This is a genomic window from Micromonospora sp. A200 (assembly GCF_029893845.1).
Lineage (GTDB): Bacteria > Actinomycetota > Actinomycetes > Mycobacteriales > Micromonosporaceae > Micromonospora > Micromonospora purpureochromogenes.
The window spans coordinates 1-20,786 of the sequence record NZ_JARXXY010000034.1 but is presented as its reverse complement, the minus strand read 5'-3'; the positions used below and the strand labels follow the sequence as shown (position 1 = coordinate 20,786).

Below are 20,786 nucleotides of genomic sequence, written 5' to 3'. Positions count from 1 at the left end.
CATGGGCGAGTTCTCGCTCGACCTGAACGAGGAACAGCGGGATCTACGCGACTGGGTGCACGGCTTCGCCGCCGAGGTCGTGCGCCCGGCCGCGGCCGAGTGGGACGCCCGGGAGGAGACTCCCTGGCCGATCATCCAGGAAGCGGCGAAGGTCGGCCTCTACGGCTTCGAGTTCCTCGCCACCTGCTGGGCCGACCCCACCGGCCTCTCCCTGCCGATCGCCAGCGAGGAACTCTTCTGGGGTGACGCGGGCATCGGCCTGAGCATCTTCGGCACCGGCCTCGCGGTCGCCGCCATCTACGGCGCGGGCACCCCCGATCAGATGGTCGAGTGGGTGCCGCAGTGCTTCGGCGACGTCGACCAGCCCGCCGTCGCGGCGTTCTGCACCAGCGAGCCGGAGGCCGGCTCCGACGTCGGCGCGATGCGTACCCGGGCGGTCTACGACGAGGCCACCGACGAGTGGGTGCTGCGCGGGCAGAAGGCGTACGCCACCAACGGCGGGATCGCCGGGGTGCACGTGGTCACCGCCTCGGTCGAGCCGGAGCTGGGCTCGCGGGGGCAGGCGGCGTTCGTCGTACCGCCGGGGACCGCCGGGCTGAACGCGACCCGCAAGCTGCGCAAGCTGGGGCTGCGCGCGTCGCACACCGCCGACGTCTTCCTGGACGACGTACGCGTGCCCGGGCGCTGCCTGCTCGGCGGCCGGGATGCCCTGCTGGAACGACTCGACCGGGCCCGCTCCGGCCGGAAGGCCTCCGGCCAGGCCGCGATGCGCACCTTCGAGCTGTCCCGGCCCACCGTCGGCGCGCAGGCGCTCGGCGTGGCCCGGGCCGCCTACGAGTACGCCCTGGACTACGCGAAGGAGAGAGTCCAGTTCGGACGGCCGATCATCGAGAACCAGGCGGTCGCGTTCGCGCTGGCCGACATGAAGATGGAGATCGACGCCGCCCGGCTGCTGGTCTGGCGGGCCTCCTGGATGGGCCGCAACAACCGCCCCTTCACCGCCGGCGAGGGCTCGATGTCCAAGCTCAAGGCGGGCGAGGTGGCCGTCGCGGTGACCGACAGGGCGGTGCAGCTGCTCGGCGGCGCGGGCTTCCTGCGCGACCACCCGGTCGAGCGGTGGTACCGGGACGCCAAGATCTACACCATCTTCGAGGGCACCTCGGAGATCCAGCGGCTGGTCATCTCCCGCGCGATCTCCGGCATGCAGATCCGCTGACCCGTCACCCTCGGTGGTGGCGTCCGCCACTGCCGGGTGTCCACCAGGTGGCAACTGCTCGCACCGGTTGGGCTCCGGCAGGCATCCGGTGCATGATCGAAAGGTGACGTCCGGCTGAAGGGCCCCTGCGGGGGCCCTTCACGCTCACCCCCCCGGAGAAGGAGGCGCCGCATGGACCTGCCGTTCGTCGTGGCCACGCTGACCCGGCGGGGGCTGCTCACCCCGGGCCGGCCGATCCGGGTCGCCTCCCAGCTCCAGGCGCTGCGCAAGTGGGGTTGGAGCCTCGCCGGCGAGCTGCGGCAGGCCGCCGCCCGCGACCCGGGCCGGACCGCCGTCATCGACGAGCAGGGCGCCGAACTGACCTACCAGGAGCTGCTCGACCGGGCCGAGCGGCTGGCCCGGGCGATGCGGACCGGGCTCGGCGTACAGGCCGGCGACCGGGTCGGGGTGCTCTGCCGCAACCACCACGGGCTGATCGAGGCGGTCGTCGCCGCCACCGTGCTCGGCGCCGACGCGGTGCTGGTCAACAGTGGCCTCTCCGCCGCTCAACTGGCCACCGTGACCGAGGAACAGCGGCTACGGGTGCTGGTCCACGACGACGAGTTCGCCGACCGGATCCTCGGCCTTCCCGCCGAGGTGCACCGGGTGGACGAGCGCGGCCTCGAAGAGCTGATCGCCGGCGCGCTTCGCGGCGACCTGCAACCGCCCGAGCGCGACGGCCGGACGATCGTGCTCACCTCCGGCACCACCGGCGCGCCCAAGGGTGCCCGTCGACCCACTCCCAACGGCTTCGGCCCGCTGGTGTCCATCATCGACCGAATCCCGCTGCACACCCGGGACACCGTGATGATCGCCGCGCCGCTCTTCCACACCTGGGGGTACGCCGCCCTCCAGTTCGCCTTCGCGCTGCGCGCCACGATCGTGCTGCACCGCCGGTTCGAGCCGGCCGCCACGCTGGCCGCGCTGGTGGCCCACCAGTGCCAGGCGCTCTTCGCCGTACCCGTGATGGTGCAGCGACTACTCGACGTGCCGCCGCCGGACCCGCGGCCGCCGCTGAAGGTGGTCGCGGTCAGCGGCTCGGCACTGCCCGGCGGGCTGGCGCCGCGGTTCATGGACGTCTACGGCGATGTGATCTACAACCTGTACGGCTCGACGGAGGTCTCCTGGGCCTCCATCGCCGGCCCCGCCGACCTGCGCGAGGCGCCCACCACCGCCGGCCGGCCACCGCACGGCACCCGACTGGAGATCCTGGACGACGACGGCCAGCCGGTGCCCGACGGGCGGGTCGGGCGGATCTTCGTGGGCAACGAGATGCTCTTCGAGGGTTACACCTCGGGGGCGCGGCGGGAGACCCACGACGGGCTGCTGGACACCGGCGACCTCGGCCGGATCAACGCCGACGGCCTGCTCTTCGTCGACGGCCGCGCCGACGACATGATCGTCTCCGGTGGGGAGAACGTCTTCCCGTCCGAGGTGGAGGATCTGCTGGCCCGGCTCCCCCAGGTCCGGGAGGCCGCCGTGATCGGCGTACCCGACCCGGAGTACGGGCAGCGGCTCGCCGCCTTCCTCGGCCTGCACCCCGGCGAGGTGCTCGACCCCGAGGCGGTCCGCGAGTACGTCCGGCACTACCTGGCCCGGTTCTCCGTACCCCGGGACGTGATCTTCGTGAAGTACCTGCCGCGCAACGCCACCGGCAAGGTGCTGAGCCGGGAACTGCGCCGCTACTACGGCTGACCGGCCGGTTGCGCTGAGCGCCGCGCCGGGGGCCGCGCGATCGGCGCGACCCCCGGGACGCTCACGGGTAGAGGGTCAGCCCCGGCATCCGAGCGACGGTCGCGAGCTGGTCCAGGGTGAGCAGCGGCGTGTCGGCGGTCTTCGCGGTCTCCACGCTGTTGTCGACGCCGTTGTTGGTGATGGCCAGCACCGAGGTGCCGTCCGGCCGCAGCAGCAGGACCGACAGTTGCCGATGCCGCCGTTCCGCCGGCATCGTGCTGTGCAGGGCCACCGAGCCGTCGGGATAGCGGACGACCTCGCAGTTCTCCGGGTCGGGCGCCTGGGCGCAGTTCGGGACAGCCTCGTCGCGTGGGGTGGGGGCCACCCGGAGCAGGAACAAGCCCGAGTCCTTCCCCCGCCGGACCGTGCCGCCCACGACGTATTCCCGGTAGCTCGGGTGGTACTGGAACTGCGGCTCGGCGCAGCCCTTCTGCCCCGGGTCGATCCGCACGTCGGCGGGCAGCCGGTTGCGCAGTCCGTCCCGCAGCGCCGCGGTCAGGCGGGCCACCCCGGCGGCGGGTTCCTCCGTCGGGCGGTCGCGCACCGTGGCGTGCGACTGCAGCGGCGGCTGCGGCCCGCTGGGCTTCGGCGTCACGCCGGTGCAGAGCCGCACTTCGGCGGTGGGGCTGGCGGTGGGTGAGCCGATCGCCGGAGGCACCGCCGTCCGGGGCGCCGGTCCCCCGGCGATCAGCGCCGGTGTCACGACCGCCGCGGCAACGGCCGCCGCCACCCCGGTACCGCTCCACACCCAGGTCCGGTGCCGACGACGCTGCCGCTCGACCCGGATCAGCTGGTCGACGTCGATCCGGCTGGGTGGCGCGTCGGCCACCGCGAGGCGCAGCTCGTGCGAGATCTCATCCATCGGTACGTGCCTCCCGACTGGTCGGTGCGGTGACGAGGCGGCCCCGCAACGCCTCGATCGCCCGCGCGGACTGGCTCTTCACGGTCCCCGGGGTGCAGCCCAGCTCGCGGGCGGTGTCCTCGACCGACAGGTCGCAGAAGTAACGCAGCACGAGCACCGCGCGGCGGCGCGGCGGCAACTCGGCGACGAGGGCGAGGATGGTCAGGCGATCGGCCGTACCGTCGGTGGTCGCGCGGACCGCGCTGTCCGGCACCTGCGCCCAGGCGGCCTCCCGCCGCCACGGCCGGCGGCGCTCGTCCAGCCAGACCCGCAGCAGGGTACGCCGGACGTACGCGTCCGGACTGTCCATGGCGGACACCCGCCGCCAGTGCCGCAGCAACCTGACCAGCGCCGTCGACACCAGGTCGTCGGCCGTGTGCCAGTCGCCGCAGAGCAGGTACGCCGTGCGGCGCAGCGGTTCCAGCCGCGCCGCGACGTACTCGCGGTAGCCCTCGATGTCGGCAGGCAATCCCGCCACCTCCTCACCTCACCGTTCAAACGGAGGCGACGGTGCCGGAGGTTGCCCGGTCAGCCCGGAACGGCGATCCGGCCCTCGACCGCGGCGGCGGCGATGTCGGTGCGGTGATGCGAGCCGGCCAGCTCGACGCCGCGCACCAGGGCGTAGGCGGCGTCCCGCGCGGCGGCGAGGTCCGGGCCGGTGGCCGTACCGCAGAGGACCCGGCCCCCGGCGGAGAGCAACGCGCCGTCCGCGGCCCGGCGGATGCCGGCGTGGATGATCCCGGCGCGGTCCGCGCCGGTGATCACATCACCGGTACGCGGGGACGCGGGGTAGCCGTCGGCGGCGACCACGACCGTGACGGCGGCGCCGTCGCGCCAGCGCAGCGGCGGGTGCGCGGCCAGCGTGCCGGTGGCCGCGGCGTGCAGCAGCCCGGCCAGCGGGGTCTCCAGCAGGGCGAGGACCACCTGGGTCTCCGGGTCGCCGAAGCGGGCGTTGAACTCGATCACCCGAGGGCCGGCGGCGGTCAGCGCCAGGCCCACGTAGAGCAGCCCGGCGAACGGGGTGCCCCGGCGGCGCATCTCCGCCAGCGTCGGGTGCACGACGTCGCGCATCACCTCGTCGACCAGGCCGGGCGGTGCCCAGGGCAGCGGCGCGTACGCGCCCATGCCGCCGGTGTTCGGGCCGCTGTCGCCGTCGCCGACCCGCTTGAAGTCCTGCGCCGGGAGCAACGGCAGCGCCGCCTCGCCGTCGGTGACCACGAAGAGCGAGACCTCGGGCCCGGCGAGGTACTCCTCGACCACGACCCGGCCGCACTCCTGCGCGTGCTTCAACGCGGCGTCCCGGTCCTCGGTGACGACGACGCCCTTGCCGGCGGCCAGCCCGTCGTTCTTCACCACGTACGGCGCACCGAACTCGTCCAGGGCCCGGGCGGTGCTCTCGGCGTCCGTGCAGGTGTGGGCACGCGCGGTCGGCACGCCGGCCGCCGTCATGATCTCCTTGGCGAAGGTCTTGGAACCCTCCAGCCGGGCCGCCTCGGCCGACGGCCCGAACGCCGCGATGCCCTTGGCCCGCACCGCGTCCGCGACCCCGGCGACCAGCGGCGCCTCCGGCCCGATCACCACCAGGTCAGCCTGCACCTCGACCGCGAGCGCCGCCACCGCCCCCGGATCCGCGGCCGCCACGTCGCGCAGCTCGGCGATGCCGGCGATCCCCGGATTCCCCGGCGCCGCGATCACCCCCGCAACGCTCGGGTCACCGACCAGCCCCAGCGCGAGAGCATGCTCCCGCCCCCCACCACCCACAAGAAGAACCCGCACGCCGGCGATCCTACCGACCCTCACCCCCACCCCTGTTGATCAAGAAGTTTGCGTCTCAATACGGCCCTTCCGAGACCAAAACTTCTTGGTCAACTACGAATGCCGGGGCGGCCGGGCCGGTGGGTGGGGGTGGGTCAAGGGGCGCGGAGGGCGGCCTTCACGGTGTACGGGATGTAGTCGGGGCGGAGGGTGTCGGACCAGGTGAAGCGAAGGAGCCGCCAACCGGCGTTGATCAGGCGGTTCTGCCTCGTCCGGTCCTCGTAGACCGCCTGCGGTGTGCAGTGCGGGTCGTGGCCGTCCGCCTCGGCGATCAGGCGTGCGGCCCGCCAGCCGAGGTCGCCGATACCGAGCAGGTAGCCGTCGTGGTCGCGTACCTCCAACTGGAGCGCGTCGGGCGGGACCCCGCCGTCGACACACCGCAGCCGGGTTCGCGTCTCCAGCGGCGACTGCGCCCGTCCGTCCGCCTCCGCCAAGTGGCTCCTGGCCGCGACGGCGCCCCGACGACTCGCGATCAGAGCGGGGATCGACAAGAGGTCGGCACCGGTGACGAGCTGCCGGTGCAGCCCGGAGTCCAGTGCGCTCACGGCGGCATAGCGGTCCGCCCGGAGGATGACGTCGGCGAGCGTCCGAAGCGGGGTGGTGGCGGGCACTCCGGCGACCCGGCAGGTGTCGCCTCGGTCGACGGTCAACTGGTGCACCACCAGAGCCGGGTCGGTGGGACGCTGGGGGCGCGGGCGGTCCACCGGCACCGAGACGTGGATGGCCGAGGTCGGCCTGAGGCCGCCGATGCGGTGCAACTCGGCAGCGGTGTCGAGCACGACGAACGCGCCGGCACCGAGACTCGTGACCGCCGCCCGGATGCGGGCGCGGCGCAGCGCATCCCCGCTCACCTCGGATGCCGGCACGAAGCACCCACGCGCCACCCGCAGCCACCGACCTGACCGGCACAGGTGCCGAATCTGATCCCGGCTGTAACCGGCGGCCAACGCCTGGGCGACGGTCACCACCCCGTCGTGCCGCAGCGCGCCGAACTCACCCACCCACTCAGCCTGCCCCCCACCCACCCCCACCGGCGACCCCTGTGGACAACCACCCCAACCCTGTGGACAACCGCCCCGACCTGTGCCGGTGATCAAGAAGTTTGCGTCAGGTTCGGGCCGGATCCCGACGCAAACTTCTTGATCACCGAGGCGAGGCGGAAACGGTGGGGAGGGAGGGGGTTAGGGGAGGAGGGGGTGGCGGACTACGTTTTCTTCGCGGCCGGGGCCTACTCCGACGACGCTGACGCGGGTGCCGGTGATCTCTTCGATTCTGGCGATGTAGCGGCGGGCGTTCTCCGGGAGGTCTTCCTCGGTTCTGGCCTTGGTGATGTCCTCCCACCAGCCGTCGAGCTCTTCGTAGATCGGCTTGGCGTGGTGGAAGTCGGTCTGGGTCATCGGCATGTCGTCGAAGCGCTCGCCGTTGATCTCGTACCCGACGCAGATCGGCACCTTCGCCATGCCGGTGAGCACGTCCAGCTTGGTGACCACCAGGTCGGTGACGCCGTTGAGGCGGCAGGCGTACCGGGCGACGACGGCATCGAACCAGCCGCAGCGGCGCTCCCGGCCGGTCGTGGTGCCGTACTCGTGGCCGATCTTGCGCAGGTGCTGGCCGTTGTCGTCGAACAACTCAGTCGGGAACGGCCCGGAACCGACCCGGGTGGTGTACGCCTTGCTCACCGCGATCACCCGGTTGATCGCCGTCGGCGGGATGCCCGCGCCCACGCACGCCCCACCGGCCGTCGGGTTCGACGAGGTCACGAAGGGGTAGGTGCCGTGGTCCATGTCGAGCATGGTGGCCTGGGCGCCCTCCAGCAGCACGGTCTCGCCGCGGTCGAGCGCGTCCCAGAGCATCACCCGGGTCTCCGCGATGTACGGCTTGAGCCGCTCCGCGTACTGGAGGTACTCCTCGATCGTCGCGTCGACGTCGATCGCCTTGCGGTTGTAGATCTTGAACAGCAGCTGGTTCTTCTCACGCAGCGCGAGTTCCAGCTTCTTGCGCAGGATGCCCGGGTCGAGCAGGTCCTGGAGCCGGATGCCCATCCGGGCGACCTTGTCGCCGTACGCCGGGCCGATGCCCCGGCCGGTGGTGCCGATCCGGGCCGAGCCGAGGTAGCGCTCGACCACCCGGTCCAGCGCCCGGTGGTGCGGCATGATCAGGTGCGCGTCGCCGGAGATGCGCAGCCGGGAGACGTCCACGCCGCGCTCGGCGAGCCCGTCGATCTCGGCCAGCAGCACCTTCGGGTCGACCACCACGCCGTTGCCGATGACGATCATCGCGCTCGGTGAGAGCGCCCCGGACGGCATCAGGTGCAGCGCGTACTTCTGCCCGTCGGGAGTGATCACCGTGTGACCGGCGTTGTTGCCGCCGGAGTAGCGCACGACGTAGTCGACCCGCTCACCCAGCAGGTCGGTAACCTTGCCCTTGCCCTCGTCGCCCCACTGAGCGCCGATGAGCACGATCGCTGGCATCTTCTCCGCCTCCAGAAGGCTCGGGTGCCAGGTGGCGACCGGTTGGCGAGCCCGGGGTGTCAGGCTAACAAGTAGTGACGGCGGGACCGGCAGGGGTCGCGTCGAGAGTCAGGAGGCTCCTTCGTGTACGACGTGGTGCTGCTCACCCTCGGCTCGGAGCGGGACGCTCCCGGTGGAGGCTGCGGCAGTGGCGGAGCCTGCTGCGGTGGCGCGACCGGGTCCGACGGCGCGGATGCGCCGAAGCAGCCCGAGGAGCGCTGCGAGACGCCGCGCGTACCGGTGCTGGCCTGCGCGGACGCGCTGACCGCCCGGGGTGCCCGGGTGGAGACCGTCACCGCCCGCTCGGACGCCGAGATCGACGAGGTGCTGGCCCGGCTCGACGCGCCCGCCCGCCCCGACGGCCTCACCTGGCCCGACCCCGACTCCAAGACCCGGCTGATCGTCGCCACGGCCACCGACGCACAGTTGCGCGCCGTCCTGCGCCGGCTGGTCCGGCGGTACGCCCCACCGCCCAGCCGCCGCCCGGCGGACCTGGCCGGCAACCGTACGGTGCCGGACCTGCCGCCGATCGGCGTACTCCCGCTCGACCCCGCCCGGAGCGGCACGCGGGGTGACCTGGCGGCGCAGCTCGGGCTGCCCCGCGACCCGGCGGCGGTGGCCGCCGCGGTGCTTGACGGCACCGCTCGCCGGCTCGACCTGCTGCGCAACGACGCCGGCTCGGTGACCCTGGACGGCGCGCTGCTCGGCGCGGCCGACGACGGGGGGCGCCCGCTGCACTGGCGCGGCCGGGTCGAGGTGGACGACGCGGTGCTCTCCGACGGCGAGGACCCGATCCTGGCCTGCGCGATCGGCAACGCCGGCGGGTACGCGTTCCTGGACGGGTTGCCGCTGCTGACCGCGCCGGACCCCACCGACGGCGTGGTCGAGGTGGCGGTGGCCGTGCCGGTGGTCACCCGGAAGGCGTTCGGTCGGAAGCGGATCCGGTTCGAGGTCCGCCGGGCCCGGGGCCGGGCGGTCGCGGTCGTCCCCCGGGACGAGAAGGTCCCCTTCCTCGACGACGGTGTGGAGGGCGAACTGAGCCGCAAGCGGTCCTGGTGGACCGAGGCGGGCGCCTGGGCGGTCTGGACGAGCTGACCCGGAACGGCGTTCCGCTACGTTCCGTGACCGGAACGGGACGGCCTATCCTCGGCAGGAGGAATGGGGAGGAACCGTGGTGGACGAGAACGCCGACCGGGGCCGGCTGCCCGGCCCGCCTGCGGTGCCGGAGCGGGACATCGAACCGCTCTGGCCGCCCGACGCGACCGACACCGCCCCGACCTGGGGCGTCCAGGCCTCGCCGTTGTACCCGTCGCTGACCGCCGAGGTCAACGCCGCCCCCGCCGCCGACGGCTGGACGGCACCCCCGCCGGACGGCGACTGGGCGTCCCTGCGCGCCGACGAACCAACCCCACCGCCGATGCCGCCGTACGCGGCTGGTCCCGACGACCGACCCGCCACGCCGGCCGACTCGGGCGAGGAACACCCCTCCCAGCTCGGCCACGACACCAGCGCCGGTGCGGGCACCGTCACTGGCGGCGCCCCGGTGAGTGCCGGCGGCGGCCCGGTCGGTGGGGACAGCGTTCGCGGCCTGGTCGGCGCCGAACACGTCGTTGGTGGCGGCCCACCCACGACGGGGTTCGCGGCGAACGGGAACGGCGGGGCCGGCACGAACGGCGGCGCCACCGGCCCGAGCGCCACCCCCGACGGGAGCTTCGTCGGACACGGTGCCCCGCCGACGACCAGCGCGGCGGACAGCCCGGCCACTCCAGCCACGGGCGACACGACCACCATCCCGAGCGCCACCCCCGACGGCACCTTCGCCGGACCCGACATCCCGGCCGCCAACGGCACCGCACCCGGCCCGAACATTCCCGCCGCGAGCGGCACTGCCGCCGGCCCGAGCATCCCAGGGACCAACGGCAGGGCCGCCGAACCCGGAATGGTGGCCGAGGCCAGCTTGCCGGCCGGGCACGCCGTCGCGGCCGCCGAAGCGGGCCCGGTGACCGGGGAGGCCCAGCCGCAGGCCGAACCGCAGGCCGAACCGCAGGCCGAGCCGGAGCCGGCGGAGGACGCCCGACGGCCGACGCACCCCGCGCCGGCACCCCGGGTCGGGCAGCCGGCGGTCGACCTCGACCTGCCCTTCACCCTGGACCAGCCGATCACCGCGCCCGTGCCGCACACCGCGCCGGGCACCCCGGTCGTACCCGTGGCGAGCATCCCGCAGGCGGCCCGGGGACAGGGCGAGTCGCCGTGGGCCCAGCCACCGCAGCGCTCCGCCGCCGCTGGCGACCCGGCGCTGCACGGCGACCCGGCGATGCACGGCGACCCGGCGCTGCGCGGCGACCCGGCGATGGGCGGCGATCACGGCGGAGCCGCGATCGGGGACGAGGCGATCGGCAGCGCGACCGTGCCCGGCCAGCCCGCGGCGCCCACGCCCCCGGCGCCGAAGCTGGGTCCGTTCCCGCCCTCGCCGGGCACGCCGCTGACGCCGCCCGGCCCGCACCCGCCGACGGAGTACCCACCGGGGCCCACGCTCGCGGTGCCGCCTGCACACGCCGGCCCGCCGCAGCCCGGGCCGATGACGCCCGGGCCGCCGGGGCCGCAGCCGCCCGCCGGGTGGTACCAGCCGTCCTGGCAGGAGAGCACCCCGCCGGCCGGGCTGCCCCGGCAGTCGTACCCGGAGCCGCCGGCGCGGGCGACGCAGGGCGGCTACCCGGACGCGGGCTGGACGCCGGACGGCGCATCGGCGCCGACCGCCGAGGACTTCGCCCGCCGCCGGCAGGCCCGCCCGGCCGACCCGGTCGCCACCATGGGGGTACGGGCGGTGGTCAACAAGATCGGCCTGAAGCTGCCGCCGGGGCGGCACGAGCAGGAGATCAAGCGGGACGTCGAGATGGTCCGCCGCAACTTCGGCGGGCTGCGCCAGGTGACCGTGGTGAACCCGAAGGGCGGCGCCGGCAAGACGGTGGCCATCCTGCTGCTCGCGATGACCTTCGGTCAGAAGCGCGGCGGGTACGTGCTGGCCTGGGACAACAACGAGACCCAGGGCACCCTGGGCATGCGCGCCCAGCAGGACTTCCACTCCCGTACGGTCCGGGACATGCTGCGCGACCTCGGGCAGTTCCAGGGCGCGCACGGCCGGATCGGCGACCTGTCGCAGTACGTCCGCTCGCAGGGCGAGGGGATGTTCGACGTGCTCGCCTCGGACGAGTCGGCCACCGGCGGCGAGATGCTCACCGCGGCGGCCTTCGCGGAGATCCGTGAGGTGGTCAGCCGGTTCTACAAGCTGATCTTCGTGGACACCGGGAACAACGTCCGGGCGCAGAACTGGCAGGCCGCGATGGACGCCACCGACCAACTGGTGGTGACCATGTCGGCCCGGAACGACTCGGCGGAGACGGCCGCCCGGATGCTCGACCACCTGGAGCAGAGCGGCCGGCAGCGGCTGGTCCGGCAGGCGGTGACGGTGGTGTCGATGCCGCCGTCCCGCAAGGAGATCGACCTGCCGGCGATCCAGGAGCACTTCGCCGCCCGCACCCGGGCGGTGCTGCTCGCGCCGTACGAGCGTCTGATCGACACCGGGGAGCCGATCCGGTACGGCGGGCTCTCCGCCGCCACCCGGGACGCCTGGCTGAAGATCGCCGCCGCGGTGGCCGAAGGGCTGTAGCCGCGACGGCCGGCCCGATCACCGCCGGGCCGGCCGTCGCGACGGGTCACTCGCTGGCGAGGGCGTCCCCGGCGGCCGGGTCGCAGTCGCGCAGGAACTGCGCGCAGCGGGCCGCCTCGTCCGCCTCGCCGATCTCGCCCGCCGCCCGCGACAGGACGTACAGGCAGCGGAGGAAGCCCTGGTTGGGGCCGTGCGACCAGGGCACCGGCCCGTGGCCCTTCCAGCCGCTGCGGCGCAGCTGGTCCAGGCCCCGGTGATAGCCGGTGCGGGCGTAGGCGTACGCGGGGATGACCTGGCCGGCGTTGAAGGCCCGGGTCGCCAGCACCGCCCAGGCCGCGCTGTAGGTCGGGAAGCGGGCCGCGACCCCGGCGTACGCCTCGTCGGTGCCCCTCTCGGCGGCGGCCGCGAGCGTGGCGTCGGCCTCTTCGTGCGCGGGCAGGAGGGTGGCCGGTGGCTCAGGCAACAGGTTCTGCATCGTCCCATTCAACCGGCTTCGCCCTACCGCGCGCGAGAGGATCGGCCCAGCGCTCTGGCTGAATGGGGGAGGCGTCCGTCACGCCTGCGGCCCATGCCGCCGCGAGATGTTTTCCATTACAACTATTAATCCGGAGCCTCCCCAGGACCCGGTTACGCAGGAGCCCGGTGGTCTCGACCGCCGGGCTCCTGTCGTCCCGGCCCCCCGGACCGGCAGGTTTGCGCCATTGCCCGGGCCGGGCAGGATGGCCTGGTGCCGACCCCACCTCCCGCGGACGTCATCGCGCCGCACGACACCAGCCACGACGAGATCGAGACCCGCGCCGAGTTCGACCGGCGGCTGGCCACCGGCAGCCTCGCCGGCCTGACCGTGCAGGGGCTCCGCCTCGACCTGGACCCGATCCCCGACCTGACCCGCACCGAGGTCGCCGGCACCCTCTTCGTCGGCTGCCGGTTCGCCTCCCGAGAGGTCGGCGCGGACCTGGTCCGGCGCGGGGCGAACGTGGTGCCGCCCTTCTCCGGGCTGCCGTACCCGACCCAGCCGTCGCACCTCTACACCCCGGAGGAGCTGGCCGCCGGGTTCGCCGAGGGCGGCTTCGCCGGGATGTACGACACCCGGGTGTACGCGCACTTCCGCGAGCACGGCGGCGCGCTGCCGGACGTCCGGGAGGCGCTCGGCCAGCGGCTGCACGACCACGGCGTGGACAACGCGCTGGTCGACGCCACCCGGTCCTGGCTCGCGAAGCACGGGCCGCAGTCGGTGGTGGGGGTGATGGGCGGGCACGCCGTGCCGCGCGGCAGCGTGCCGTACCGGATGGCGGCGGTGCTGGGTTGGGAGCTGGCGCGGGCCGACCGGCTGGTGGTGACCGGCGGCGGACCGGGCGTGATGGAGGCGGCCAACCTCGGCGCGTTCCTCGCGGGTCGGCCGGCCGAGGAGCTGACCGCCGCGATCGACCTGCTCGCCGTGGCGCCGGACTTCACCGACCACGACCGCTACACGGCGGCGGCGCTGGCGGTCCGCGAGCGGTACGCGACCGGGCCGGCCGCTCCGCAGCAGCGGGCGCCGGAGCTCGACTGGGCCCGCTCCGGCGGGCTGGCGATCCCCACCTGGCTGTACGGGCACGAACCGGCGAACCTCTTCGCCGGGCGGATCGCCAAGTACTTCTCCAACGCCATCCGGGAGGACACGATCCTGCGGCTGGCCCGGGGCGGGATCGTCTTCGCGCCCGGCCGGGCGGGCACCGTGCAGGAGGTGTTCCAGGCGGCGACGAAGACCTACTACGGGACCGACGGGGCGAGCGGGGCGTACGTCTTCCTGGACCGCGCGTACTGGACCCGGGAACTGCCGATCGAGTCGCTGCTGCGGCCGCTGTTCGCGGCGTCCCCGTTCGGTGACCTGTCGACCACGGTGCACCTGACCGACGACGTCCGGGAGGCCGTCCGGGTGCTCACCGCGACCGCCTGAGACGCCGACGGCCGGCTCCCGGGCGGGGAGCCGGCCGTCGTGCTGACCGCTGTTACTTCATCTTGGTGCCGGTCGAGCGCAGGTGCTCGCAGGCCTCGACGACGCGGGCGGCCATGCCGGCCTCGGCGGCCTTGCCCCAGACCCGCGGGTCGTACATCTTCTTGTTGCCGACCTCGCCGTCGACCTTCAGCACGCCGTCGTAGTTGCGGAACATGTGGTCCGCGACCGGACGGGTGAAGGTGTACTGGGTGTCGGTGTCGATGTTCATCTTGACCACGCCGTAGTCCAGCGCCTCGCGGATCTCCGACAGCAGCGAGCCCGAGCCGCCGTGGAAGACCAGGCTGAGCGGCTTCTCCTTGCCGTACTTGGCGCCGACCGCCATCTGGATGTGGTCGAGGACCTCCGGGCGGAGCTTGACGTTGCCCGGCTTGTAGACGCCGTGCACGTTGCCGAAGGTCAGCGCCGCCATGTAGCGGCCCTTCTCGCCGAGGCCGAGCGCCTCCACCATGGCCAGGCCGTCCTCGACCGTGGTGTAGAGCTTCTCGTTGATGGCGTTCTCGACGCCGTCCTCCTCGCCACCGACCACGCCGACCTCGATCTCGAGGACGATCTTGCCCTTGGCGGCCTCGTCGAGGAGCTGCGCGGCGATCTCCATGTTCTCCGCCACCGGCACGGCCGAGCCGTCCCACATGTGCGACTGGAACAGCGGCTCCTCGCCGCGCTTCACCCGCTCCTGGGAGATCCCCATCAGCGGCCGGACGAACTTGTCCAGCTTGTCCTTCGGGCAGTGGTCGGTGTGCAGCGCGATGTTGACCGGGTAGTTCTTGGCCACCTCGCGGGCGTACGCGGCGAACGCCACCGCGCCGGTGACCATGTCCTTGACCGACGGGCCGGACAGGTACTCGGCACCGCCGGTGGAGACCTGGATGATGCCGTCGCTCTCCGCGTCGGCGAAGCCCTTCAGCGCCGCGTTCAGCGTCTGCGACGACGTCACGTTGATCGCCGGGTACGCGAACCGGCCGGACTTGGCCCGGTCCAGCATCTCCGCGTAAGTCTCGGGGGAAGCGATGGGCATGTCGAACGCTCCTTACTTACCGCTCTCGGCCGAGCTGGCCGCTGTCTTCCATCGGGTGCGCCGGACCGCGCTGTCCACCGCCGGCAGTATCCCGTAGAAGGTGGCGGCGGGCACAACCGCCTCCCCTCACCGGTCCTCCAGACTGTCCGGTACGGCGACGCTGATCAGCCAGCTCACCACCGCCATCACGATGGCCCCCCAGAAGGCGGCCCAGAAACCGTCCACCCGGAACGGCAGGTCGAGCCCACGCGCGATCCAGTCCGTCAGCAGGAACAGCAGCGCGTTCACCACCAGCGCGATCAGACCGAGGGTGAGCAGGTAGAACACGCAGCCGACCACCTTGATGACCGGCTTGAGCACGGCGTTGACCACGCCGAAGATCAGCGCCACCACGATCAGGGTGAACGCCGTCTCGGCGGCGTTGCCGCCGGTCACGTCGACGCCGGGCACGATCAGCGTGGTGACCCACAGCGCGACCGCGGTGATCGCCAGCCGGATCAGGAAGCCCACGCCTCCATCCTGGCACCGCCGGAAGGCCCCGGTGGGACGATCCACCGAGTCCGCCTGCCGCGCCCACCGGGCACCCGCGCCGCGCAGCCCGTACGGTGTGGGGGACAGTCCGCCGGAACCAGGGAGGGACGATGGGTCAGCCCGACGAGGACTTCGCGCCGAGCGACCACCTCAGCCCGGAGGAGCGCGACCTGGAGGCCGAGCCGGCCGACGCGGTCGAGCAGGCCGCCTCGATCGACCCGGGCGACGCCGAGGCCGAGCCGCACCGGGGCCTGGAGGTCGGCGACTGGGACGCGATGGAGCAGGCCCGGGTGGTCACCGGCGACGAGGACGACTACCGCTGAGACCCCAGGGCGGTCACCCGGTCGGGGTTCGCCGCCGCCCACTCGGCCAGCCGGTCCTGGCGTAGCGCGGTCAGCAGGGCCGGTGCGGCACGCTCGTCGAGCAACAGGTTGCCCGGCCGCTTCGGCGAGTCGACGGTCGGCAGGGCGAGACCGACCGGAGCGGCCCGGGACGCCTGCACGGTGCGCGTGAGAAGCTCCGGCAGCGAGGCGTCGCCGGTGTCGGTGACCAGGTCCGGGCCGAGGGCGACCAACAGCCGATTCAGTGCCACCGGGTTGCGCAGGGCGTCCCCACTGTCGAGCTGCCGCAGCAGTCCCGCCGCGTAGCGCTGGGCGTTGCGGTCCCGATCCTGGCCTCCCCCGGTCATCCCGATGCGCTGGCGGAGCAGATCGACCGCCTTCCTGCCGTCCAGCCGCTGGCACCCGGCCGGGAAGACGCGCCGGGTGTGCACCGAGCGGACCTGCTCCGGCAGGCAGACCTCCACCCCGCCGACGCCGTCGGTGAGTCGCCGCAGCACCGGGTACGTCAGCACCGCGCCGGCGTCGATGCGTACGCCGGTGGTGTCGCCGACCACCCGACGGGTCAGGTCGTAGCCCCGGCGCAGGCCGGGCCGCGATGCGGTGGCGCCGAACTGGAAGGAGCTGTTCAGCTTGTCGATGCCGTGCCCGGGGATCGCCACCATCAGGTCGCGCGGCAGCGACACGAGATACAGCCGGCTCCGGTCCGCCGGGACGTGCACCAGCAGCACCGAGTCGGCGCGGTGGACGGAATCGGCGCCGGGGACCCGGGAATCGGGGGCACCGTCCACCCCGACCAGCAGCACGTTCAGCGCGCCGCCCGGCGCGACCCGGTCGGCGGGGAGCTCCGCGGTGCCGTTCTGCCCGCCGAGCGACGGGACGACCTGCGGCACCGCGAGGCCCAGCAGCCCCAGCACCGCCAGCGCGGCGGCCCCGGCCCGGAGCCGGCGGCGCCGACGGCGACGGCGTACGACGATCCGGTCGACGGCCGCCCGCAGCGGCCCGGCCGGCGGGGTCAGCGACTCGTGGCGGGCGAAGGCGGCCCGCAGCTCGGCCTCGGTCATGAGCAGACCTCCACGTGTTCGGCGCGCAGCGTGGCCAGGGCGCGGGAGATGGACGACCGGACGGTCCCGACGGCGCAGCCGAGGATCTCGGCGATCTCCGCGTCGGGCAGGTCCTCGTAGTAGCGGAGCACCAGGCTGGCGCGCTGCCGGCGGGGCAACCGAGCCAGCCAGGACCAGACCTGGTCGCGCTCCACGGCGTCCTGGGCGTGGTCGGTGGCCGACGGTGCGGACTCCTCCGGCTCGCCGCGCAGCAGCACCCGACGCATCCAGGAGCCCCGCCGCCAGTCGACGTACTGGTTGGTGAGCATTCGGCGGACGTAGCGCTCCGGGGACTCCGCCCGGGCCACCCTCCGCCAGTTCAGCTGGACCCGGACCATCGTGTCCTGCACCAGGTCCTGCGCCTGGTGCGGATCGCCGGTCAGCATGACCGCGTACCGCAGCAGCGCGGTCAGCCGCGAGTCGGCGAACTCCTCGTACGTCACTGCACCTCCCGGTGTCCCGACCTTGATGACGGAAGTGGGCGCCCGAAACGTTGCGCCGCCCGCTCGCCGGGCGCGGCAGGCCGGCGGAGAGTGACATCCGTGAGAGGCTGACCACGCTCCGCCACCGATCGGGAGGACAGTCGATGCTCCGGCACTCCATCCGGCGCTGGCTCGCCGGCGCGGCCGTCGCGGGCGCGTTCCTGGCCGCCACCGCCGCTCCCGCGATCGCCGCCAACGAACTCCGGATCGCCGCCCGGGACCTGCTGGTCGCCCCGGGACACACCGCTCCCGGCGCGGTACGGGTCGACGGCAACCCCTCCCCCGCCGGCAGCCCGGTGACCCTCGACATCGAGCTGTCCGAGTGGGACTCGCTGGGCACCTTCACGGTGACCGACGACGGCGGGTGGGACTGCGCCCGGCGCGCCGACACCCTGCGCTGCCTGGGCGCTTTCGGCCGGTGGAGCCGGACGCCCACCCTCTACTTCCAGCTCGCCGCGCGGGCCGACGCTCCGCTGGACGGGCGGGCCGAGCTGACCGTCCGGGCCGTCTCGGCCGGCGGCACGGCCACCCGGAAGATCACGGTCACCGTGGTCGAGGGAGTCGACCTGGTCACCGAGCCGAAGACCGCGCTGCGCGCCGGGCCCGGCGGCACCGTCGACCTGACCAGCACCGTACGCAATGCCGGCCCGGCGCCGGTGCGCGGCGCGGTGCTGACCCTCGACGCCGACATGCACGTCATGTCGGTCGACGACTTTCGCAACTGCCGACGCGCCGAGGCCCGACCCACCATCTGCCGGTTCGACACCGAACTGGCGCCCGGGGTCAGCTACCGGCTGTCGGCACCGCTGCCGCTCACCCTCAAGACGTTCCTGCGCAGCGGCCTCGTGCTGCCCAACCGCCTGCAGTGGTGGACCGTCGACGACTGGGCGCTGGTCGAGCAGGACCCGGACGTGCCGCTCCCACCGGACACCACCGGTACCGGCGACGAGTTGCGTCTGGTGGCGGAGCCGACGGCGCGGCAGACCGACACCGCCGCCTGGAACAACTGGACCGCGGTGGGCATCACCGTCACCGGCGACCGGACCGCGGATGCGGCCGCCGTCGGGGGGCGGGTCAGCGCCAAGGTCGGCGACCGGGTGACGGTGACGCCCGGATTCCGCAACCACGGGCCCATGGCGGTGGAGACCTGGCGGGAGATCCCGCTGGTGCGGTTCCGCATCCCCGACGGCACCACCGCGGTCGAGGTGCACTGGGGGTGCGCGCCGATCGGCGGCGGCCCCTGGAAACCCGGCGACACGTACGGCCAACCGGGTGCGCGGGAGTACGGCTGCAGCGGCCCGGGCGACATTGCCGGTGTCGGCGAGACCGTCTCGTACTTTGTCACCCTCCGGGTGGACCGGCTGCCGCGGCCGACCGTCGGGCGAGTGACCATCGACGTCGAGGCCGACACCGACCCGGCCAACGACCGGGCGGAGATCGTGCTCGTCCCGCCGGCCGGGAGCGGCGGCAACGGCGGTGGCGACGACTCGCTGCCCATCACCGGCGGATCGACCGCGCTGACGATGGCCGTCGGCGGGCTGCTGCTCGCCGCCGGTACGACGGGGGTCCTGCTGGCCCGCCGCCGACGCACCGACTTCGTCGCCTGACCAGCACCGCGTCACGCCCCGTCGCCGCCCTGGCGACGGGGCGTCGCCAGGGTCGGCCCGTTGCGCCGAAGATGCTCAGCCGTTCGGCTCGATTGCCTGGCCCGGACGCCATTCGGGGTGACGCGGTGTTTTAAGGAGTCCTTAAGATCCGCAGGCTCCACCTGTACACCCCCACGGGAGGAACCCCCAATGCTCACGCACTCCACCCGGCGCTGGCTCGCCGGGTTGGGCGTCGCAGGCGCGTTCGTCGCCGCCTCCGCCACCCCCGCCCACGCGGCAGACCCCCTGGAGATCGCCGCCTGGGACGTCCTGGTCGCCCCGGGACACACCACGTACAACTTCATCGCCACGTACATCGCCGGCGAGGAACAGCTGAAGAGCGCGACCCTGGACCTGGACCTGTCCGCGGTGAACGACGTCGCCACCATCGAGCTGATCACCTCCGACTGGGAGTGCGTCCCCTCCGGCGAAACGCTGCACTGCGAGGCGGAGGCCACGGAGTGGGGCGTCCCCAGCCTCGACTACTACCTGACCGCCAAGGCGGACGCGAAGCCCGGACAGAAGGCCGAGCTGGGCATCAAGGCGGCCGGCGGCGGCAAGACCGCCAGCAGCAGCGTCACGGTCACCATCGCCGAGGGCGTCGACCTCCAGTCCGAGCCGGAGGCCAAGGCCGACGGCGATCCGGGCGCCACAGTGGGGCTGCCCGGCGACGTGGTCCGCAACTCGGGCGACAACACGGCGCACGGCGCGGTGCTGCGGCTGCAGACCGACGACTACCGCAGCCCGTACGTCGGTGACTTCAGCAACTGTGGAGACTTCGAGGGCCGGGCCATCATCTGCACCTTCGACACCGACCTGGAGCCGGGCAAGAGCTACCGGCTCTCCGAGAAGCTCCCGGTCAAGCTGGACAAGGGTGCCCGTACGGGCAGCACGCTGCACAACTACGTCGACTGGCTGACCAAGGACGACTGGGCCCAGATCATCGACGACGACCCCGGCTCTCCGCTGCCGCCGAGCACCCCGAGCACCGGCGACAAGCTCAGCCTGGTCGAGCTGCCGGCCGCCCGGCAGGCGTCCGTCCCGCAGACCGACGTGGACCAGACGAACAACTTCACGGTCATCGACATCAAGGTCGGCGGAAACAACCCGGCCGACCTGGCCGCCGTGGGCGGCACCGCCGCCGGCAAGGTCGGTGACAAGGTCACGGTGACCGCCGGCTTCACGAACCTGGGTCCGGCCACGGTGGACGCCTGGCGGCTCACCGAGCCGATCGTGACCGTCGAGATCCCGAAGGGCACCGAGGCGATCGAGGTCTCGGAGGAGTGCGCGCCGTACGACAAGGACAGCGAGGAGCCCTGGAACCCCTGGGAGCACGGGGGTGAGCCGGGCGCCGACCTGTACGGCTGCATCTCCGCGGGTGACCCGGAGCCGGGCGTGGGCGGCAAGTACCCGTTCACCCTGCGGATCGACAAGCTGACCGGGCCGACCTCCGGCAAGGTGACCACCCACCTGGACGGCGACCCGAAGGCGGACAACAACGAGGCGGCCGTCGTCATCAAGCCGGGCAACGGCGGCTCGGGCGACGGTGGCAACGGTGGCGGCGACGGTGGCTCGCTGCCGATCACCGGTGGGAACACGGGCCTGATCGCCGGCATCGGCGGCCTGCTGCTCGCCGCCGGCGTCGGCGGCTACGTGGTGGCCCGCCGCCGCACCCGCTTCGTCGCCTGATTCACCGCACCACCCGGCGCGGCCCCCCCCCCCCCCCGGGGGGGGGGGCCCCCCCGGGGCGGGGCGGGGCCCCCCCCCCGGGCCCCCACCCACGCCCCCCC

General features: G+C 73.5%; 18 protein-coding genes. 8 read left to right on the top strand and 10 right to left on the bottom strand.

Annotated elements, in window-relative coordinates:
- Nucleotide 1: 1 nt before the first annotated feature.
- Both M2302_RS26275 and M2302_RS26270 read left to right on the top strand, forming a co-directional pair.
- On the top strand, nucleotides 2–1,216 hold the full coding sequence (locus tag M2302_RS26275; RefSeq protein WP_280840522.1) for an acyl-CoA dehydrogenase family protein: 1,215 nt from the start codon (nucleotides 2–4) through the stop codon (nucleotides 1,214–1,216).
- A 171-nt stretch (nucleotides 1,217–1,387) separates the two neighbouring features.
- Nucleotides 1,388–2,950 (top strand): AMP-binding protein, encoded by a 1,563-nt coding sequence (locus M2302_RS26270; RefSeq protein WP_280840521.1) that lies wholly within the window; start codon nucleotides 1,388–1,390, stop codon nucleotides 2,948–2,950.
- Between the two features lie 61 nt (nucleotides 2,951–3,011).
- Here M2302_RS26270 and M2302_RS26265 read toward each other — a convergent pair whose 3' ends face one another.
- The 5 genes from M2302_RS26265 to M2302_RS26245 form a co-directional block, all read right to left on the bottom strand.
- Nucleotides 3,012–3,851, bottom strand: coding sequence for a hypothetical protein (locus tag M2302_RS26265; protein ID WP_280840520.1), 840 nt, complete (start codon nucleotides 3,849–3,851; stop codon nucleotides 3,012–3,014).
- Nucleotides 3,844–4,368 carry a SigE family RNA polymerase sigma factor gene (locus tag M2302_RS26260; protein WP_348529457.1) on the bottom strand — a complete coding sequence of 175 codons (525 nt, stop codon included), beginning with the start codon at nucleotides 4,366–4,368 and terminating at the stop codon, nucleotides 3,844–3,846. The genes M2302_RS26265 and M2302_RS26260 overlap by 8 nt, the downstream gene beginning before the upstream one ends.
- Before the next feature lie 50 nt (nucleotides 4,369–4,418).
- Nucleotides 4,419–5,666, bottom strand: a complete 1,248-nt coding sequence (gene purD / locus M2302_RS26255) for a phosphoribosylamine--glycine ligase (protein ID WP_280840519.1) — start codon at nucleotides 5,664–5,666, stop codon at nucleotides 4,419–4,421.
- Between the two features lie 134 nt (nucleotides 5,667–5,800).
- Nucleotides 5,801–6,706 carry a type IV toxin-antitoxin system AbiEi family antitoxin domain-containing protein gene (locus M2302_RS26250; RefSeq protein ID WP_280840518.1) on the bottom strand — a complete coding sequence of 302 codons (906 nt, stop codon included), beginning with the start codon at nucleotides 6,704–6,706 and terminating at the stop codon, nucleotides 5,801–5,803.
- Between the two features lie 180 nt (nucleotides 6,707–6,886).
- Nucleotides 6,887–8,176 carry an adenylosuccinate synthase gene (locus M2302_RS26245; protein ID WP_280840517.1) on the bottom strand — a complete coding sequence of 430 codons (1,290 nt, stop codon included), beginning with the start codon at nucleotides 8,174–8,176 and terminating at the stop codon, nucleotides 6,887–6,889.
- Nucleotides 8,177–8,299: 123 nt separating this feature from the next.
- Between M2302_RS26245 and M2302_RS26240 the strand changes: the two genes are divergently transcribed.
- Nucleotides 8,300–9,310: a hypothetical protein gene (locus M2302_RS26240; RefSeq protein ID WP_280840516.1), complete on the top strand. Its 1,011-nt coding sequence runs from the start codon at nucleotides 8,300–8,302 to the stop codon at nucleotides 9,308–9,310.
- 79 nt (nucleotides 9,311–9,389) lie between these two features.
- The gene (locus tag M2302_RS26235) at nucleotides 9,390–11,882 is read left to right on the top strand and encodes a chromosome partitioning protein (protein ID WP_280840562.1); all 2,493 of its coding nucleotides are present in this window, start codon (nucleotides 9,390–9,392) and stop codon (nucleotides 11,880–11,882) included.
- Between the two features lie 46 nt (nucleotides 11,883–11,928).
- Here the strand turns inward: M2302_RS26235 and M2302_RS26230 are convergent, their stop codons facing one another.
- Nucleotides 11,929–12,357, bottom strand: coding sequence for a DUF3151 domain-containing protein (locus M2302_RS26230; RefSeq protein ID WP_280840515.1), 429 nt, complete (start codon nucleotides 12,355–12,357; stop codon nucleotides 11,929–11,931).
- 252 nt (nucleotides 12,358–12,609) lie between these two features.
- Between M2302_RS26230 and M2302_RS26225 the strand changes: the two genes are divergently transcribed.
- Complete coding sequence (locus M2302_RS26225) at nucleotides 12,610–13,821, top strand: hypothetical protein (protein ID WP_280840514.1); 1,212 nt, start codon at nucleotides 12,610–12,612, stop codon at nucleotides 13,819–13,821.
- Nucleotides 13,822–13,873: 52 nt separating this feature from the next.
- On the opposite strand, the gene fbaA is transcribed toward M2302_RS26225, so the two are convergent.
- Both fbaA and M2302_RS26215 read right to left on the bottom strand, forming a co-directional pair.
- Nucleotides 13,874–14,896, bottom strand: coding sequence for a class II fructose-bisphosphate aldolase (gene fbaA, locus M2302_RS26220; RefSeq protein WP_238449110.1), 1,023 nt, complete (start codon nucleotides 14,894–14,896; stop codon nucleotides 13,874–13,876).
- 126 nt (nucleotides 14,897–15,022) lie between these two features.
- Nucleotides 15,023–15,406: a phage holin family protein gene (locus M2302_RS26215; protein WP_280840513.1), complete on the bottom strand. Its 384-nt coding sequence runs from the start codon at nucleotides 15,404–15,406 to the stop codon at nucleotides 15,023–15,025.
- A gap of 131 nt (nucleotides 15,407–15,537) precedes the next feature.
- Here M2302_RS26215 and M2302_RS26210 point away from each other — a divergent pair, with 131 nt between their 5' ends.
- Complete coding sequence (locus tag M2302_RS26210) at nucleotides 15,538–15,750, top strand: hypothetical protein (protein WP_210778686.1); 213 nt, start codon at nucleotides 15,538–15,540, stop codon at nucleotides 15,748–15,750.
- Here M2302_RS26210 and M2302_RS26205 read toward each other — a convergent pair.
- Complete coding sequence (locus M2302_RS26205; protein ID WP_280840512.1) at nucleotides 15,741–16,829, bottom strand: LCP family protein; 1,089 nt, start codon at nucleotides 16,827–16,829, stop codon at nucleotides 15,741–15,743. The genes M2302_RS26210 and M2302_RS26205 overlap by 10 nt on opposite strands.
- The gene (locus tag M2302_RS26200; protein ID WP_280840511.1) at nucleotides 16,826–17,311 is read right to left on the bottom strand and encodes a SigE family RNA polymerase sigma factor; all 486 of its coding nucleotides are present in this window, start codon (nucleotides 17,309–17,311) and stop codon (nucleotides 16,826–16,828) included. Before M2302_RS26200 ends, M2302_RS26205 begins: the two co-directional genes overlap by 4 nt.
- Before the next feature lie 143 nt (nucleotides 17,312–17,454).
- Here M2302_RS26200 and M2302_RS26195 point away from each other — a divergent pair, with 143 nt between their 5' ends.
- Nucleotides 17,455–18,957: an LPXTG cell wall anchor domain-containing protein gene (locus M2302_RS26195; RefSeq protein ID WP_280840510.1), complete on the top strand. Its 1,503-nt coding sequence runs from the start codon at nucleotides 17,455–17,457 to the stop codon at nucleotides 18,955–18,957.
- A 189-nt stretch (nucleotides 18,958–19,146) separates the two neighbouring features.
- Nucleotides 19,147–20,685 (top strand): LPXTG cell wall anchor domain-containing protein, encoded by a 1,539-nt coding sequence (locus M2302_RS26190; RefSeq protein ID WP_280840509.1) that lies wholly within the window; start codon nucleotides 19,147–19,149, stop codon nucleotides 20,683–20,685.
- Nucleotides 20,686–20,786 lie beyond the last annotated feature (101 nt).